This window comes from Streptomyces malachitofuscus, assembly GCF_055571035.1.
Map to the genome: position 1 here is coordinate 65,454 of NZ_JBVIGA010000020.1, position 14,876 is coordinate 80,329.

Below are 14,876 nucleotides of genomic sequence, written 5' to 3' on the forward strand. Positions count from 1 at the left end.
CCCTTTAGGGATCCCTTACCGGAGCACGTGACACACTCGTTCCCGCCATGGACATATCCGGAACCCAGCTCAGAGCCGTCCGCGCGGCGCTGTTCACGGCAGTCGTCGTGACGCTCAGCAGCGCGTCGCACGTGCTGCTGTCCGGGGCTCCGCTGCCGGTGAACACGGTGGCCGCGGTCGCCGCCGCCGTGTTCCTGCCGGCGTACGCCCTGGCGGGGCGGGAGCGTTCCTTCGGGCGGATCGCCGCCCTGCTGATCCCGCTGGAGCTGGCCGCCGACACGGTCTTCACCACCGGCCAGCACGTCTGCTACGGCCAGTTGGGCGGGCCCGTCGCGGGGCCGCTGCGCTCCGTCGGCTTCGATGTGCTGTGCGGCGACGGCACCAGCGTGGGCGCGCCGCTCGCCCGGGTCACCGGACCCGCGGCCGAGGGCGGCGACCGGCTGGCGGCACTGCTCGCCCAGGCCGACCCGGCCACCGCCTGGATGCTGCTCGGCGCGCACATCGGGGTGGGCCTGCTGGCCGCCGCCTGGCTGCGCCGCGGCGAACAGGCGCTGGCGCAGCTGCTGAGCGCGGTCGCCGCGACGACGTTCCGTCCGCTGCTGCTGGCGGTCGCGGCGGTGACCGTGCGCCGGGCCCCCGGTGCGCTGCGTCCGGGCCGCCCGGTCCGCCGCACCGCCGTCGCCCGGACGCTGCTGCTCGCGCACTCCCTGGGACGGCGCGGACCGCCGTGCTCCGTCGCCGCCCGCGCCTGAGGCCGGCGGCCCGACCCGAGCACCAGCAGTCCCCCTTACGTATCCCGCACACGACCGTGTGCGTCCCCCGTGGAGACATCACCATGAGCAAGCGGAACAGCCAGGCGGCGAAGACGGCGGCCCGAGAGCGACTGCGCCAGGAGCGCGAGCGCCAGGCGAAGCAGGCGAAGGCCAAGCGGCAGATCGTGGTCGCCCTCTCGGTCGTGGGCGTCCTGGCCGCGGCCGGCGGCATCGGCTACGCGGTCGTCCAGGCCAACAAGCCCAGCGCCTGGGAGGCCGCCCTGGACAAGAAGATCGTCGCCCCGGCCAACACCTCGGGTGAGAACGGCACGACCGTCGTGCTCGGCAAGGACAGCGCCAAGAAGACTCTGAAACTGTACGAGGATCCGCGCTGCCCGATCTGCGCCTCGTTCGAGCAGTCGGTCGGCCCGACCCTCCTGAAGGATTACGAAGCCGGCAAGTACAAGATCCAGTTCATCGGCGGCACGTTCCTCGACGGTGACACCGGGGACGGCGACCAGATGAAGGTCGGTTCCAACGGCGAGGGCTCCAAGAACGCGATGAGCGCCCTGGGGGCGGCACTGAACGTGAGCCCGGAGGCGTTCCTGGAGTTCAAGGAAGCGCTCTACTCGGCCGAGTTCCACCCCGAGGAGTCGCAGGACAAGCTCAAGGACGACGACTACATCATCAAGATAGGCAACTCGGTCGACGCCCTGAAGAACAACAAGAAGTTCCAGGACGCGGTCAGGAAGGGCACGTTCGACGCCTGGGCCCTGGCCATGTCCCACACCTTCAACACCAACGAGGACGAGGTGAACGGCACGCCGAGCCTCGTGATGGACGGCAAGAAGCTCACGGGCTCGGACGGCCGGAACGCGCCCATGACACCCGACGAGTTCAACACGGCGGTCGACAAGGCGCTCAAGGGCTGAACCCCGGCCGGACGACGGCTTGCCGAAGAGCGGGCGAACTTTTGCGAGTTCGCCCGCTCTGGCGTGTACCTGTCAGTAACCTGTTCGGCTGTGACCAGTCGACACAGATCATCCGAGAGCGCGGTCTCCGCCACCGCGGACGCCGACTCCCTGTCCCCGCGCCGCCGTACGGTCGTCAAGGCAGCCGCCGCCACCGCGGCGCTGGCCGGACCGCTCGCCGCCGCGCTGCCCGCCCGGGCGGCCCGGCAGGCCCCCGCCTTCCTGCACGGGGTCGCCTCCGGCGATCCGCTGCCGGACGGCATCCTGCTCTGGACCCGGGTGACCCCGCTACCGGAAGCGATACCCGGCTCGGGGCTCGGCCCCGACACCGAGGTGAGCTGGACCGTCGCCCGGGACAAGGCGTTCACCGACGTCGTCGCGCAGGGCTCGACCCTCGCCACCGCCGCCTCCGACCACACCGTCAAGGCGGACATCCGCGGCCTGCAACCGGCCACCGACTACTGGTTCCGCTTCTCCTCCGGCGGCACCGACTCACCCGCCGCCCGCACCCGCACCGCCCCGGCGGCCGACGCCGCCGTGCCCGGTCTCCGCTTCGGTGTGGTGTCCTGCTCCAACTGGGAGGCCGGGCACTTCTCCGCGTACCGCCATCTCGCGGCCCGCAGCGACCTGGACGCCTGGCTGCACCTGGGCGACTACATCTACGAGTACGCCACCGGCGAGTACGGCACCCGCGGCTCGGCCGTCCGTCCGCACGCACCCGCCCACGAGATCGTCACCCTCGCCGACTACCGCGTCCGGCACGCCACGTACAAGACCGACCCCGACCTCCAGGCACTGCACGCCAAGGCGCCGGTCGTCGCCATCTGGGACGACCACGAGATCGCCAACGACACCTGGTCGGGCGGTGCCGGGAACCACACCGAGGGCGCGGAGGGCACCTGGGCCGCCCGCCAGGCAGCCGCCAAGCAGGCCTACTTCGAGTGGATGCCGGTACGCCCCGCGCTGGCCGGCACCACCTACCGCCGGCTGCGCTTCGGCAAGCTCGCCGACCTGTCCCTGCTGGATCTGCGCTCGTTCCGTTCCCAGCAGGTCTCCACCGGCGACGGCGACGTCGACGACCCGGACCGCACGCTCACCGGACGTGCCCAGCTGGACTGGCTGAAGGCGGGTCTTGCGGCCTCCGACACCACCTGGCGGCTGGTCGGCACCTCGGTGATGATCTCGCCGTTCTCGGTGGGCTCCCTCCCCGCGAGCCTGCTGAAGCCCCTGGCGAAGCTGCTGGGCCTGCCGCAGGAAGGGCTCGCCCTCAACACCGACCAGTGGGACGGCTACACCGACGACCGCCGTGAACTCCTCGCCCATCTGCGGGCGAACGCCATCCGCAACACGGTCTTCCTCACCGGCGACATCCACATGGCGTGGGCCAACGACGTGCCGGTGAACGCCGGGACCTATCCGCTGTCGCCCTCCGCCGCCACGGAGTTCGTCGTCACCTCGGTCACCTCCGACAACCTCGACGACATCGTCAGGGTTCCCGAGGGCACCGTCACCGCGCTCGCCTCCCCGCTCATCCGGGCCGCCAACCGGCACGTCCACTGGGTGGACACCGACCGCCACGGCTACGGCGTACTGGACATCACCGCCGAGCGGGCGCAGATGGACTACTACGTGCTGTCCAGCCGCACGGAGACGGACGCCACGGCGGCGTGGGCCCGCTCCTACCGCACCCGCAGCGGCACGCAGAAGGCCGAACGCACCTACGACCCGGTCTGACCGGTCCGATCCGCCCGGTTCAGCTCTCCAGCGACTCGAGGAAGCCGAGAGCCACCCGCCAGGTGGCCTCGGCGGCCTCCTCGTCGTAGTCCGGCAGGTCCGGGTCGGTGTAGAGGTGGCCCGCGCCCGCGTACCGGTACACCTCGACGTCGGCACCGGCCCGGCCCATCAGCAGATACCAGGCGGTGAGCCAGTCGTCGGTCTCGAACGGGTCGGGCTCGGCGACGTGCAGCTGCACCGGCAGCTCGTCCACCGTGGTGTTCTCCGTGATGTCGGACGTGCCGTGCAGGAGCAGCAGCCCCCGTGCCTTCTCGTCGCCGAGGGCGAGCGTCTGGGCGACGGAGGCGCCGAAGGAGAATCCGGCGTACACCAGCCCGCGCTCCGAGTAGGGCGCGGCGGCCAGCACCGCCCGCTTCAGCAGCTCGTCCTTGCCGGTCTCCTCCTTGTACGCCATGCCCTCCTCGACCGAGTCGAACGTGCGGCCCTCGAAGAGGTCGGGCGTCCACACCTCGTGTCCCGCCGCGCGCAGCCGGTCGGCGGCACGGGCCACCGCGGGCCGCGCACCGTAGGTCGAGTGAAAGAGCATGATGTTCATGCAGCCCATGGTGCCAGCCGGGTGTGAGGAGCCCGGATCGTGGCACTACCCGGGATGGTACGGAAGTCACATGTTCATGCCCGCGCGGAGCCGGTTAGGTTCGGGAGCATGGATGACGTGCTCCGCCCACTGATCGTGGTCGGCGGATCGGTCGTGCTCACGCTGCTGCTCGGCTGGGCCACCGATCTGCTGCTGCGCAAGGCCGACGAACGCCACCACGAGACGCCGCTGTGGGGTCTGCTGCGCCGCGGCCGTGTCCCCTACCAGCTGGTCCTCTGCGCGGCGCTGCTCAGAGGGTCGTACGAGGAGGCGCGGCTGCTGCCGGACCACGAGGTCGCCGTCGGCAGGATCCTGACGCTGGTGCTGATCGGTGCGGCCGCCTGGCTGGCGATCCGTATCGCGGCCGCGGTCGTCGAGACGTCGTACTCGCGCTACGCCAGCAACCATCGCGAGCGGGATCCCGCCCGGGTGCGCCGGGTGCGCACCCAGGTGACACTCATCCAGCGCGTGGTGACCGCGGTCGTCGGGGTGGTGGCGGTGGCCGCGATGCTGCTGACCTTCCCCGCGATGCGCGCGGCCGGGGCCTCGCTGCTGGCCTCGGCCGGCATCCTCGGCATCGTCGCCGGTGTGGCCGCCCAGTCCACGCTGGGCAACATGTTCGCCGGGCTGCAGATCGCCTTCGGCGACATGGTCCGTATCGGCGACACGGTGATCGTGGACGGCGAGTGGGGCACGGTGGAGGAGATCACCCTCACCTTCCTGACCGTCCGCACCTGGGACGAGCGCCGGATCACCATGCCGGTGTCGTACTTCACGTCCAAGCCGTTCGAGAACTGGTCGCGCGGCACCCCGCAGATGACCGGCACCGTCTTCTGGCACCTCGACCACTCGGCCCCGCTGGACGCGATGCGGGACAAGCTCCGCGACATCCTCCGTGAATGCCCGGCGTGGGACGGCCGCGCCTACAACCTGACCGTGACGGACAGCACCCCCAGCACCATGGAGGTGCGGGCGCTGGCGACGGCCAAGGACGCGGACGACATCTGGACGGTGCGGGTCACGGTCCGCGAGCAGATGATCCGCTGGCTGACCGCCGAGCACCCCTACGCCCTGCCCCGGGTCAACGCGGCCGACGCGGTGCTGCCGCCCGGGTCCAACGGCCGGCGCTCCCCCGACGGTGTACCGGCGGCCCGCCGGGTGCACCAGCATCCGAGGGAGCGCAGCGGCCCTCAGTGACCGCGTTCGGCGCCGCCGTTGACCTGGATGATCTGCGAGGTGATGTGTCCGGCGCCCGGGGAGGCGAGCCAGTGCAGGGTCGCCGCGACGTCCCCGGGCGTCCCCGGCCGCTTGTCCGACGTCTCGGCGACCAGCCGGGCCCGCCGCTCCTCGTCCATGCCGTCGCCGAAGAACTCCGTGTCCTCGATGTAGCCGGGGGCGACCACGTTCACGGTGATGCCGTGCGGACCGAGACTCCGGGCCAGGTCATGGGCGTACGGGTGCAGCGACGCCTTGGCCGCCGCGTACGACCCCCGTCCGGAGCCGCGGTAGGCCGCGATGGAGCTGAGGAACAGCACCCGGCCGCCGGGCTCGGCGAGACGGTCCTTCAAGGCCTCCGTGAGGAGCACGGCGGTCAGCACATTGAGCCGGAAGTTGACCGTCCAGTCGCGGGCGACCGCGTCGAGCGGGTCGTCGCCACCGACCGGGGGTTCCAGCAGCCCGTTGCCCCCGGCACTGTGGATCAGTACGTCCACGGCCCCGAACTCGCGGCCCACGAAGCCCGCCACACCCCGGACGGCCTCCGGATCGGCCAGGTCGGCGGCGTAGGTCAGGGCGCCCGGCACCTCCGCACGCTCCAGGACGTCCTTGCGCCGGCCGAGCAGCAGCACCTGGTCGCCGTCCGCGGCGAACACCCGCGCGGTGGCCAGTCCGATGCCGGTACCGCCCCCGCTGATCACAACGTTCCGAGTCATGCCCAGACCCTACAAACCGACCGCCGCCGGCGCCGGTCACTGCGCGCGCTCACCGCAGACTCCGCACGTCCAGATGGCGCAGCACCCGGTCCACCACCTCGGGGTCGGCGCCCTGCTCGCTGCGGGCCGTCAGCACCTCGTGCCGGGCGGCGCTCAGCATCTCCGCCTCGATGCGCCGCACCCGCTTCAGCCGCCGCGCCCGCTGCCGGGTCGCCTCCCGCCGCTCGTCGTCCGCCATGTCCGGGCTGATCCGCAGCCCGATGTCGTAGGACCTGCGCAGCATCTGCTCGGACAGCTCCTCCGGCAGGTCCTCGACGTCCTCGATCTCCCGCAGCCTCCGCTTCGCCGCCTTCGCCGCCCGGATCGCCAGCTGACGCTCGAACTCCTTCTCGCGCCCGGTGTCGCCCCGCACGCCGAGCCGGTTCACCAGCCACGGCAGGGACAGTCCCTGCACCAGCAGCGTGGCCAGCACCACGCCGAACGCGATGAAGACCATCTCGCCCCGGGCGGGGAAGTCGGCACCGCTGTCGGTCTCGAGGGGAATGGCGAGGACCAGCGCGACGGAGGCCACCCCGCGCATGCCCGACCACCACATCACCACGGTCTCGCGCCAGCTCACCGGGATGTCCTCGCCGACGTCCCGCGCGGTGTGCAGCCGCTTCGTCAGCCAGGTCGCCGGCAGCAGCCACGCCAGCCGGACCAGGACGACCACGCCCACGACCGCCGCCGCCCAGGTGAGCAGCTCGCCCCAGTGGCCCTCCGCGGTGTCCACCGCGTTGTGCAGTTCGAGCCCGACCAGTCCGAACGCCACGCCGGTGACGAGGGTGTCCACGATGTCCCAGAAGGTGTGCCCGGCGAGCCGGGCCATGACGTCGTCGGCGTCGGTGGCGTACTCCACGAGGAACAGCGCGGTGACGAGCACCCCGAGCACCCCGGAACCGTGCAGCTCCTCGGCCAGGACGTAGGAGGCGAACGGCACGAGGAGGGTCAGGGCCACCTGGAGGGTGGGGTCCCCGAGCAGGCTCATCAGCTTGTTGGTGCCCCAGCCGAGCACGAGCCCGACCACGACCGCCACGACGGCCGACAGCACCAGGTCGAGACCGGCCTCCCAGGGCGAGAAGGTGCCGCTCACGGCGGCGGCGATCGCCACGTGGTAGAGCACGATGGCGGTGACGTCGTTGAACAGGCCCTCGCCCTCCAGGATCGACACCAGCCGGCGCGGCAGCCCCAGCTTCCCGGCGACGGCGGTCGCCGCGACCGGGTCGGGCGGCGCGACCAGGGCGCCCAGGGCGACGGCGGCGGCCAGCGGCAGCCCCGGCACGATCGCGTGGGCGACGACGGCCACACACAGCGTGGTGACGAAGACCAGCGCCACGGCCAGCAGGAGGATCGGCCGGACGTTCGCCGCGAACTGGCGCCAGGACGTCCGGCGCACGGCGGCGTAGAGCAAGGGCGGCAACACCAGCGGAAGGATCAGTTCCGGCGGGACGTCGACGTTCGGGACGAACTCCAGCAGCGCCAGCACGATCCCGAGGACCGTCATCAGCACCGGCGCCGGCAGCCGGAGCCGCTCCCCGACGGGGACGCTCACCACGGCCCCGAGCAACAAGGCGAAGAGCAGGGCCAACTGATCCACGGTCAGCGCTCCCGGGGGTCGACGATCGGTCAGCGGCCTTCCAGCCTGCCACGCCGCCGTCCCACCAGGGCGTTCACGGGATCCGGACTACAGCGCGCGCCGCATCGCCCGGTGCGGCATCCCCGCGTCGGGGAACTCGGGGCCGTAGGCCTCGTAGCCCAGCCGCTCGTAGAAGCCGAGGGCGTGGGTCTGCGCGTGCAGGTCGACGGCGGTGAGCCCGCGGTCGCGAGCCGCCTCCTCGATGGCCCGCACCAGGGCCGCGCCTACGCCGAGACCGCGCGCCTCGCGCGTCACCGCGAGCCGGCCCAGGCAGCCGACCGCCGGGTCACCGCCGTTCTTCGCCGCGGCCGCCGCGCCGTGCAGCAGCCGTCCGGTGCCGAGCGGCGTGCCGTCTTCCCGGATCGCCAGCACATGCACGGCGCCGGCGTCGTGTGCGTCGTACTCGATGTCCTGGGGGACGCCCTGCTCGGCGACGAAGACGTCCTTGCGCACGGCGAAGCACGCCTCGCGGTCCGCCGGCTCGTGCGCCACGCGGACGGCGTACGGGCGGGTCATGCGTAGGTCTCCTCGCGGACCTGGTCCAGGGCCTTCTGCAGGTCCTCGGGGTAGTCGCAGCCGAACTCCACCCACTGCCCGTCACCGGGGTGCTCGAAGCCGAGCCGCACCGCGTGCAGCCACTGGCGGGTCAGCTTCAGCCGCTTGGCGAGCGTGGGGTCGGCGCCGTAGGTGAGGTCGCCGACGCAGGGGTGCCGGTGGGCCGCCATGTGGACGCGGATCTGGTGGGTGCGGCCGGTCTCCAGCTTGACGTCGAGGAGGGAGGCGGCGCGGAAGGCCTCGATGAGGTCGTAGTGGGTGACGGACGGCTTGCCGTCGGCGGTGACCGCCCACTTGTAGTCGTGCTGCGGGTGGCGGCCGATGGGGGCGTCGATGGTGCCGCTGGTGGGGTCGGGGTGCCCCTGGACGAGCGTGTGGTAGCGCTTGTCGACCGTGCGCTCCTTGAACTGGCGCTTCAGTGACGTGTACGCGTACTCCGACTTGGCGACCACCATCAGCCCGGAGGTGCCGACGTCCAGGCGGTGCACGATGCCCTGGCGCTCGGCGGCGCCGGACGTCGAGATGCGGTACCCGGCGGCGGCGAGACCGCCGATCACCGTGGGACCGGTCCAGCCGGGCGAGGGGTGCGCGGCGACGCCGACGGGCTTGACGATCACGACGACGTCGTCGTCGTCGTGCACGATCTCCATGCCCTCGACCGGCTCGGCGACGACCTGCACCGGCGCGGGCGCCTGCGGCATCTCCACCTCGAGCCAGGCACCGCCGCTGACCCGCTCGGACTTGCCGACCACCGATCCGTCGACCGTGACCTTCCCCGCCGCGGCGAGCTCGGCGGCCTTGGTGCGGGAGAAGCCGAACATCCGGGAAATGGCGGCGTCGACGCGCTCGCCTTCCAGGCCGTCGGGCACGGGCAGGGTACGGATCTCGGGAATCGTGCTCACCCGTCGAGTATGCCGGACGGGTCCGGCAACCCCGTACGCGCGTTCAGTCCTTGTGGACGGTGCCGTCCGGGTCGAGGCCCCGGAACGACAGCAGCACGATCAGGATGCCGCCGCACACGATCGCCGAGTCCGCCAGGTTGAACACGGCGAAGTGCTTCGGCGCGATGAAGTCGACCACCGCGCCCTCGAAGACGCCCGGGGAGCGGAAGATCCGGTCGGTGAGGTTGCCGAGGGCACCGCCCAGGAGCAGGCCGAGCGCGATCGCCCAGGGCAGGCTGTAGAGCTTGCGGGCGAGGCGGATGATCACCACGATCACGGCCGCGGCGATCACCGTGAAGATCACGGTGAAGGCCTCGCCGAAACCGAAGGCCGCGCCCGCGTTGCGGATCGCCTCGAACCTCAGCCAGTCCCCGATGATCTCGATGGGCTCGTGGTGCTCCAGCTTGGCGACCACGATCATCTTGCTGATCAGATCGAGGGCATAGGCGAAGACGGCGACGGCGAACAGCACGGCGATCCGCCGCTTGCCGCGGGGCCGCTCGGTCTCCGCCGCCGTCCCGTCGGTGCCGGCCCGCCCCTGCCCGTCCCGGTCCTGCTCGTCCCGGTCCGCGTCCGGGGTGTCCGGCGTACCGATGATGCGCTCCGCCTCTGCCACGTGAGTCCCTCAGCCTAGGTACCTGACTGAGGACGAGGGTACGGCACGGCCTGCGGGGCCGCCGATCAGTACCGGCGCTCCTGCTTCTGCTTGCACTCGACGCACAGGGTGGCCCGGGGGAAGGCCTGCATACGGGCCTTTCCGATGGGGTTGCCGCAGCTCTCGCACAGGCCGTAGGTGCCGGCGTCGAGGCGCTGGAGGGCGCGCTCGAACTGGCTGAGCATCTCCCGCGCGTTCGCGGCCAGCGCGAGTTCGTACTCGCGCGTGATGTTCTTGGTGCCGGTGTCGGCGTCGTCGTCGCCCGCTCCGTCGCCGGAGTCCCGCATCAGGCCGGCCAGCGACTGCTCGGAGGAGGCGATCTCCTCGCGCAGCCGCAGCACCTCGGACATCAGCTCGGCCCGGGCGTCCTCGGCCTCTTCCGGAGTCCAGGGCTCCTCGCCCGGGCGCACCGCGAGCTCGCCCGGCTCCGCCGCGCCGATCCGGGCCTTGGGTACGGCGGTCTTCGCCGCCGTGGCCGCCGTGGCCGCCGGGCCAGGGGTCTTCTTCGCACCCACCGTCGTCACTCCCGTCTGCGCCGCGGCCTCGGCCGCGCCCGCGTCATCGGCCGCGCTGTGCCCGGCCACATCCTGAGTGGACCCACTGGTCCCACCAGCGCCCTCGCGCTCCCCGCCGGAGCCGCCGCGCCTCGCGGCAGCCCCCTCCCGCACCCCCGCCTTCCCGGCCGCCTCCTCCGCCGGCACCGCCCGCGCGGACGTCCCCTCGCGCGCCTCGCCCCGCCCGGATGCCACCGATTCGGAAGCGGCGCCCGCCAATCGGCCGGGGGTCTTCCTCGCCGGGGCCTTCTTGGAGGCGGCCTTCCTGGCCGACGTCTTCTTCGGGGCGGCCTTCTTGGCCGACGCCTTCTTCACGGACGCCTTCCCCGCCGCCGCCTTCTTGCCGGGCGCCTTCCCCGCCGCCTTCTTGCCAGGCGTCTCCCCCGCCGCCTTCCCGGCCGGCGACTTCTGCGCCGGAGCCTCCTCCGGTGCTGCCCCGTCGGCAGGCGCCACCTGCGCCGAGACACCCGCGGGCGCCCTCATCGAGGCCGCTTTCCTGGCGGCCGCCTTCTTGGCCGGCGCCTTCTTGGCCGGCGCCTTCTTGGCCGCGGTCTCCCCGGGCGACGGTTTCGCGGGGCCCGCCCCCGACACACCCGCGGGCGGCTTTCCTCCCATGTCCTCGGGGGCGTCGCCGCCCGGAGCCGGACCGGGCTCGCCGGACGGCGCCGACTGCTGTACAGCGGTCCTCTTCGCCACCATGGCCGCGGCCCCTTCACATATTGTGATCTTGCACGCGAATCGTGCTGGGACGATAAATCGACTCGAGTCCCGCGGCAACGGGGCGCACCGCCCGATTCCCCCGCCCCGCGGACGCCGCGCGGCGAGCCTGCATCCGTTGTGCCCAGCTCCCCGCCGGGTATGCCGACCCGGCGCACGTCCGAGGATCCGAACACGCATACCCTCCCCATTCGGGGTATGCCAGGACATACGCCCACCGAAAAACCGTCGGCCGTTGTCCGCGCCGCGCCGTACACTGGGCGGAGCGAAAAGCGTGGATGGGGACGAGTAGCGGCGTACGCAGCCCAGAGCGACCCGGGGACGGTGTGAGCCCGGGGGCGAGCGCGACGTGAAGATCACCCCGGAGCCGCCGGAAGAAACCCCGTACGGGGCGGTAGAACCGGCATCGCGACCCCAATGAGGGGGCTCACCGGAGCGGACGAAGCACCGGGGAGCCAAGGAGGGTGGTACCGCGGGAGCGCGCCGACGGCGGCGTGGAGATCGAAACAGCTCTCGTCCCTCCGGACGGAAGGCAGCAAGTCCGCCGGAGGAAGCCCGCTGATGACATCGCCGACGTACCGCCAGGTACCAGCCCAGGTCGACCTGCCCGCGCTCGAGCACGCGGTGCTCGACTTCTGGCGCGAGCAGAAGATCTTCGCCAAGAGCCTGGAGCAGTCCGAGGGCCGCCCCGAGTGGGTGTTCTACGAGGGCCCGCCCACCGCCAACGGCATGCCCGGCGCCCACCACATCGAGGCCCGCGTCTTCAAGGACGTCTTCCCCCGCTTCCGCACCATGCGCGGCTACCACGTGGCCCGCAAGGCGGGCTGGGACTGCCACGGCCTCCCCGTGGAGCTGGCCGTGGAGAAGGAGCTCGGCTTCTCCGGCAAGCAGGACATCGAGGCGTACGGCATCGCCGAGTTCAACGCCAAGTGCCGCGAGTCCGTGACCCGCCACACCGACGCCTTCGAAGAGCTCACGACCCGCATGGGCTACTGGGCCGACCTGCAGAACCCGTACCGCACGATGGACCCCGAGTACATCGAGTCCGTCTGGTGGTCGCTGAAGGAGATCTTCAACAAGGGCCTGCTGGTGCAGGACCACCGCGTCGCCCCCTGGTGCCCCCGCTGCGGCACCGGCCTGTCCGACCACGAGCTGGCGCAGGGCTACGAGTCGGTCGTCGACCCGTCCGTCTACGTCCGCTTCCCGCTCACCTCCGGCCCGCTGGCCGGCGAGGCCGCGCTCGTGGTCTGGACGACCACGCCCTGGACCCTGGTCTCCAACACGGCCGTCGCCGCGCACCCCGAGGTCACCTACGTCGTCGCCACGAACGGCGAGGAGAAGCTGGTCGTCGCCGAGCCGCTGCTCGCCAAGGCGCTCGGCGAGGGCTGGGAGACCACCGGCCAGTCGTTCACGGGCGCCGAGATGGAGCGCTGGTCGTACCGGCGGCCCTTCGAGCTGGTGGAGTTCCCCGAGCCGGCGCACTACGTCGTCAACGCCGACTACGTCACCACCGAGGACGGCACCGGTCTGGTCCACCAGTCCCCCGCCTTCGGCGAGGACGACCTCAAGGTCTGCCGCTCCTACGGCCTGCCCGTGGTGAACCCCGTCCGCCCCGACGGCACGTTCGAGGAGGACGTCCCCCTGATCGGCGGCGTCTTCTTCAAGAAGGCCGACGAGAAGCTCACCGAGGACCTCCAGCAGCGCGGCCTGCTCCTCAAGCACCTCCCGTACGAGCACAGCTATCCGCACTGCTGGCGCTGCCACACCGCGCTGCTCTACTACGCACAGCCGTCGTGGTACATCCGCACCACCGCCGTCAAGGACCGGCTGCTCCAGGAGAACGAGAACACCAACTGGTTCCCGGACACGGTCAAGAACGGCCGGTACGGCGACTGGCTGAACAACAACATCGACTGGGCGCTGTCCCGCAACCGCTACTGGGGCACCCCGCTGCCGATCTGGCGCTGCGAGGACGACCACCTCACGGTCGTCGGCTCCCGGACCGAGCTCACCGAGCTGACCGGCACCGACCAGTCCGCCCTCGACCCGCACCGCCCGTTCATCGACGAGGTCACCTTCGACTGCCGCCACGACGGCTGCGGGAAGACGGCCACGCGCGTACCGGAGGTCATCGACGCCTGGTACGACTCGGGCTCGATGCCGTTCGCGCAGTGGGGCTACCCGTACAAGAACAAGGAACTGTTCGAGGCCCGCTACCCGGCGCAGTTCATCTGCGAGGCCATCGACCAGACCCGCGGCTGGTTCTACACGCTGATGGCGGTCGGCACGCTCGTCTTCGACAAGTCGTCGTACGAGAACGTCGTCTGCCTGGGCCACATCCTCGCCGAGGACGGCCGCAAGATGTCCAAGAACCTGGGCAACATCCTGCAGCCGATCCCGCTCATGGAGCAGCACGGCGCCGACGCGGTCCGCTGGTTCATGGCGGCCGGCGGTTCCCCGTGGGCGGCCCGCAGGGTGGGTCACGGCACCATCCAGGAGGTCGTCCGCAAGACCCTGCTGACGTACTGGAACACGGTCGCCTTCCAGGCCCTGTACGCCCGTACGTCGAACTGGGCGCCGAGCGAGGCCGACCCGGCTCCCGCCGACCGTCCCGTGCTCGACCGCTGGCTGCTTTCCGAACTGCACGCGCTCACCGACCAGGTGACCCAGGCGCTGGACGGCTACGACACCCAGCGGGCCGGCAAGCTGCTGTCCGCGTTCGTCGACGACCTGTCCAACTGGTACGTGCGCCGTTCGCGCCGCCGCTTCTGGCAGGGCGACAAGGCCGCGCTGCGCACCTTGCACGAGGTCGTGGAGACGGTCACCAAGCTGATGGCCCCGCTGACCCCGTTCATCACCGAGCGGGTCTGGCAGGACCTGGTCGTCCCGGTCACCCCGGGCGCCCCGGAGTCGGTGCACCTGGCGTCCTGGCCGGAGGCGGACCTGTCCGCGATCGACCCGGAGCTGTCGAAGCAGATGGTGCTGGTGCGGCGCCTGGTGGAGCTGGGGCGGGCCACCCGCGCGGAGTCGGGCGTGAAGACCCGCCAGCCGCTGAAGCGCGCGCTGATCGCGGCGGGCGGCTTCACCGCTCTCGACCCGGAGCTGCACACCCAGATCACCGAGGAGCTGAACGTCGAGTCGCTGGCGTCGCTGTCCGAGGTGGGCGGCTCGCTGGTGGACACCACGGCGAAGGCCAACTTCCGCGCGCTGGGCAAGCGGTTCGGCAAGCGGGTCCAGGACGTGGCCAAGGCGGTCGCGAACGCGGACGCCGCCGCCCTGTCCCTGGCGCTGCGCGAGGGCACCGCCTCGGTGGAGGTCGACGGGGAGACGATCACCCTGGCCCCGGACGAGGTGATCATCACGGAGACCCCGCGCGAGGGCTGGTCGGTGGCGTCCGACGCCGGTGCCACGGTCGCCCTCGATCTGGAGATCACCGAGGAGCTGCGCCGGGCGGGCCTCGCCCGTGACGCGATCCGGCTGATCCAGGAGGCCCGCAAGAACAGCGGCCTCGACGTGGCCGACCGCATCGCCCTGCGCTGGACGGCCACCGATCCCGCGACGGTCTCCGCCGTGACGGAGCACACGCAGCTGATCGCCGACGAGGTTCTCGCCACGGACTTCGACCGGGGCGAGGCGGACGACACGTACGGCGCGCCGTTCACCGACGAGGGGCTGTCCCTGACGTTCCGCCTGCGCAAGGCGTAACACCCGGGCAGCGCCTGCCCGAAGGCCCGGGCCCACCGAGAAAAATCTTGGT

At 71.7% G+C, this 14,876-nt stretch carries 12 protein-coding genes; 5 read left to right on the plus strand and 7 right to left on the minus strand.

Annotated features, from left to right (window positions below; all coding sequences use genetic code 11):
- Positions 1 to 47: 47 nt before the first annotated feature.
- The 3 genes from ACZ44S_RS26835 (at position 48) to ACZ44S_RS26845 (ending at position 3,457) form a co-directional block, all read left to right on the plus strand.
- Positions 48 to 752 (plus strand): hypothetical protein, encoded by a 705-nt coding sequence (locus ACZ44S_RS26835; protein WP_466933312.1) that lies wholly within the window; start codon positions 48 to 50, stop codon positions 750 to 752.
- An 83-nt stretch (positions 753 to 835) separates the two neighbouring features.
- A complete protein-coding gene (locus ACZ44S_RS26840) occupies positions 836 to 1,684 on the plus strand; it encodes a thioredoxin domain-containing protein (protein ID WP_466933314.1) in 849 nt (282 codons plus the stop codon).
- 90 nt (positions 1,685 to 1,774) lie between these two features.
- Positions 1,775 to 3,457, plus strand: a complete 1,683-nt coding sequence (locus tag ACZ44S_RS26845) for an alkaline phosphatase D family protein (RefSeq protein ID WP_466933316.1) — start codon at positions 1,775 to 1,777, stop codon at positions 3,455 to 3,457.
- A gap of 19 nt (positions 3,458 to 3,476) precedes the next feature.
- Here the strand turns inward: ACZ44S_RS26845 and ACZ44S_RS26850 are convergent, their stop codons facing one another.
- Positions 3,477 to 4,052, minus strand: coding sequence for a dienelactone hydrolase family protein (locus tag ACZ44S_RS26850; RefSeq protein WP_466933318.1), 576 nt, complete (start codon positions 4,050 to 4,052; stop codon positions 3,477 to 3,479).
- Between the two features lie 108 nt (positions 4,053 to 4,160).
- On the opposite strand from ACZ44S_RS26850, the gene ACZ44S_RS26855 reads away from it, so the two are divergent.
- Positions 4,161 to 5,288, plus strand: coding sequence for a mechanosensitive ion channel family protein (locus ACZ44S_RS26855; RefSeq protein WP_466933320.1), 1,128 nt, complete (start codon positions 4,161 to 4,163; stop codon positions 5,286 to 5,288).
- Here the strand turns inward: ACZ44S_RS26855 and ACZ44S_RS26860 are convergent.
- The 6 genes from ACZ44S_RS26860 to ACZ44S_RS26885 form a co-directional block, all read right to left on the minus strand.
- The gene (locus ACZ44S_RS26860) at positions 5,282 to 6,022 is read right to left on the minus strand and encodes an SDR family NAD(P)-dependent oxidoreductase (protein WP_466933322.1); all 741 of its coding nucleotides are present in this window, start codon (positions 6,020 to 6,022) and stop codon (positions 5,282 to 5,284) included. The genes ACZ44S_RS26855 and ACZ44S_RS26860 overlap by 7 nt on opposite strands.
- Before the next feature lie 49 nt (positions 6,023 to 6,071).
- Entirely contained in the window at positions 6,072 to 7,658 is a 1,587-nt protein-coding gene (locus tag ACZ44S_RS26865) for a Na+/H+ antiporter (protein WP_466933324.1), read from the minus strand.
- A gap of 87 nt (positions 7,659 to 7,745) precedes the next feature.
- The gene (locus ACZ44S_RS26870; protein ID WP_466933326.1) at positions 7,746 to 8,213 is read right to left on the minus strand and encodes a GNAT family N-acetyltransferase; all 468 of its coding nucleotides are present in this window, start codon (positions 8,211 to 8,213) and stop codon (positions 7,746 to 7,748) included.
- Positions 8,210 to 9,154, minus strand: coding sequence for an RluA family pseudouridine synthase (locus ACZ44S_RS26875; protein WP_466933328.1), 945 nt, complete (start codon positions 9,152 to 9,154; stop codon positions 8,210 to 8,212). The genes ACZ44S_RS26870 and ACZ44S_RS26875 overlap by 4 nt, the downstream gene beginning before the upstream one ends.
- Positions 9,155 to 9,197: 43 nt before the next feature.
- Positions 9,198 to 9,809: a signal peptidase II gene (gene lspA / locus ACZ44S_RS26880; RefSeq protein WP_466933330.1), complete on the minus strand. Its 612-nt coding sequence runs from the start codon at positions 9,807 to 9,809 to the stop codon at positions 9,198 to 9,200.
- A 65-nt stretch (positions 9,810 to 9,874) separates the two neighbouring features.
- Positions 9,875 to 11,101 carry a TraR/DksA family transcriptional regulator gene (locus ACZ44S_RS26885; protein ID WP_466933332.1) on the minus strand — a complete coding sequence of 409 codons (1,227 nt, stop codon included), beginning with the start codon at positions 11,099 to 11,101 and terminating at the stop codon, positions 9,875 to 9,877.
- A 579-nt stretch (positions 11,102 to 11,680) separates the two neighbouring features.
- On the opposite strand from ACZ44S_RS26885, the gene ileS reads away from it, so the two are divergent.
- A complete protein-coding gene (ileS, locus tag ACZ44S_RS26890; protein WP_466933334.1) occupies positions 11,681 to 14,824 on the plus strand; it encodes an isoleucine--tRNA ligase in 3,144 nt (1,047 codons plus the stop codon).
- The last annotated feature ends 52 nt before the right edge of the window (positions 14,825 to 14,876 follow it).

What these genes read in the sequence shown, in the direction of transcription:
- ACZ44S_RS26835 (WP_466933312.1), top strand. Translation starts at nt 48, where the DNA reads ATGGACATATCCGGAACCCAGCTCAGAGCCGTCCGCGCGGCGCTGTTC.
- ACZ44S_RS26840 (WP_466933314.1), top strand. Translation starts at nt 836, where the DNA reads ATGAGCAAGCGGAACAGCCAGGCGGCGAAGACGGCGGCCCGAGAGCGA.
- ACZ44S_RS26850 (WP_466933318.1), bottom strand. Translation starts at nt 4,052, where the DNA reads ATGAACATCATGCTCTTTCACTCGACCTACGGTGCGCGGCCCGCGGTG.
- ACZ44S_RS26855 (WP_466933320.1), top strand. Translation starts at nt 4,161, where the DNA reads ATGGATGACGTGCTCCGCCCACTGATCGTGGTCGGCGGATCGGTCGTG.
- ACZ44S_RS26860 (WP_466933322.1), bottom strand. Translation starts at nt 6,022, where the DNA reads ATGACTCGGAACGTTGTGATCAGCGGGGGCGGTACCGGCATCGGACTG.
- ACZ44S_RS26870 (WP_466933326.1), bottom strand. Translation starts at nt 8,213, where the DNA reads ATGACCCGCCCGTACGCCGTCCGCGTGGCGCACGAGCCGGCGGACCGC.
- ACZ44S_RS26885 (WP_466933332.1), bottom strand. Translation starts at nt 11,101, where the DNA reads ATGGTGGCGAAGAGGACCGCTGTACAGCAGTCGGCGCCGTCCGGCGAG.
- ileS (WP_466933334.1), top strand. Translation starts at nt 11,681, where the DNA reads ATGACATCGCCGACGTACCGCCAGGTACCAGCCCAGGTCGACCTGCCC.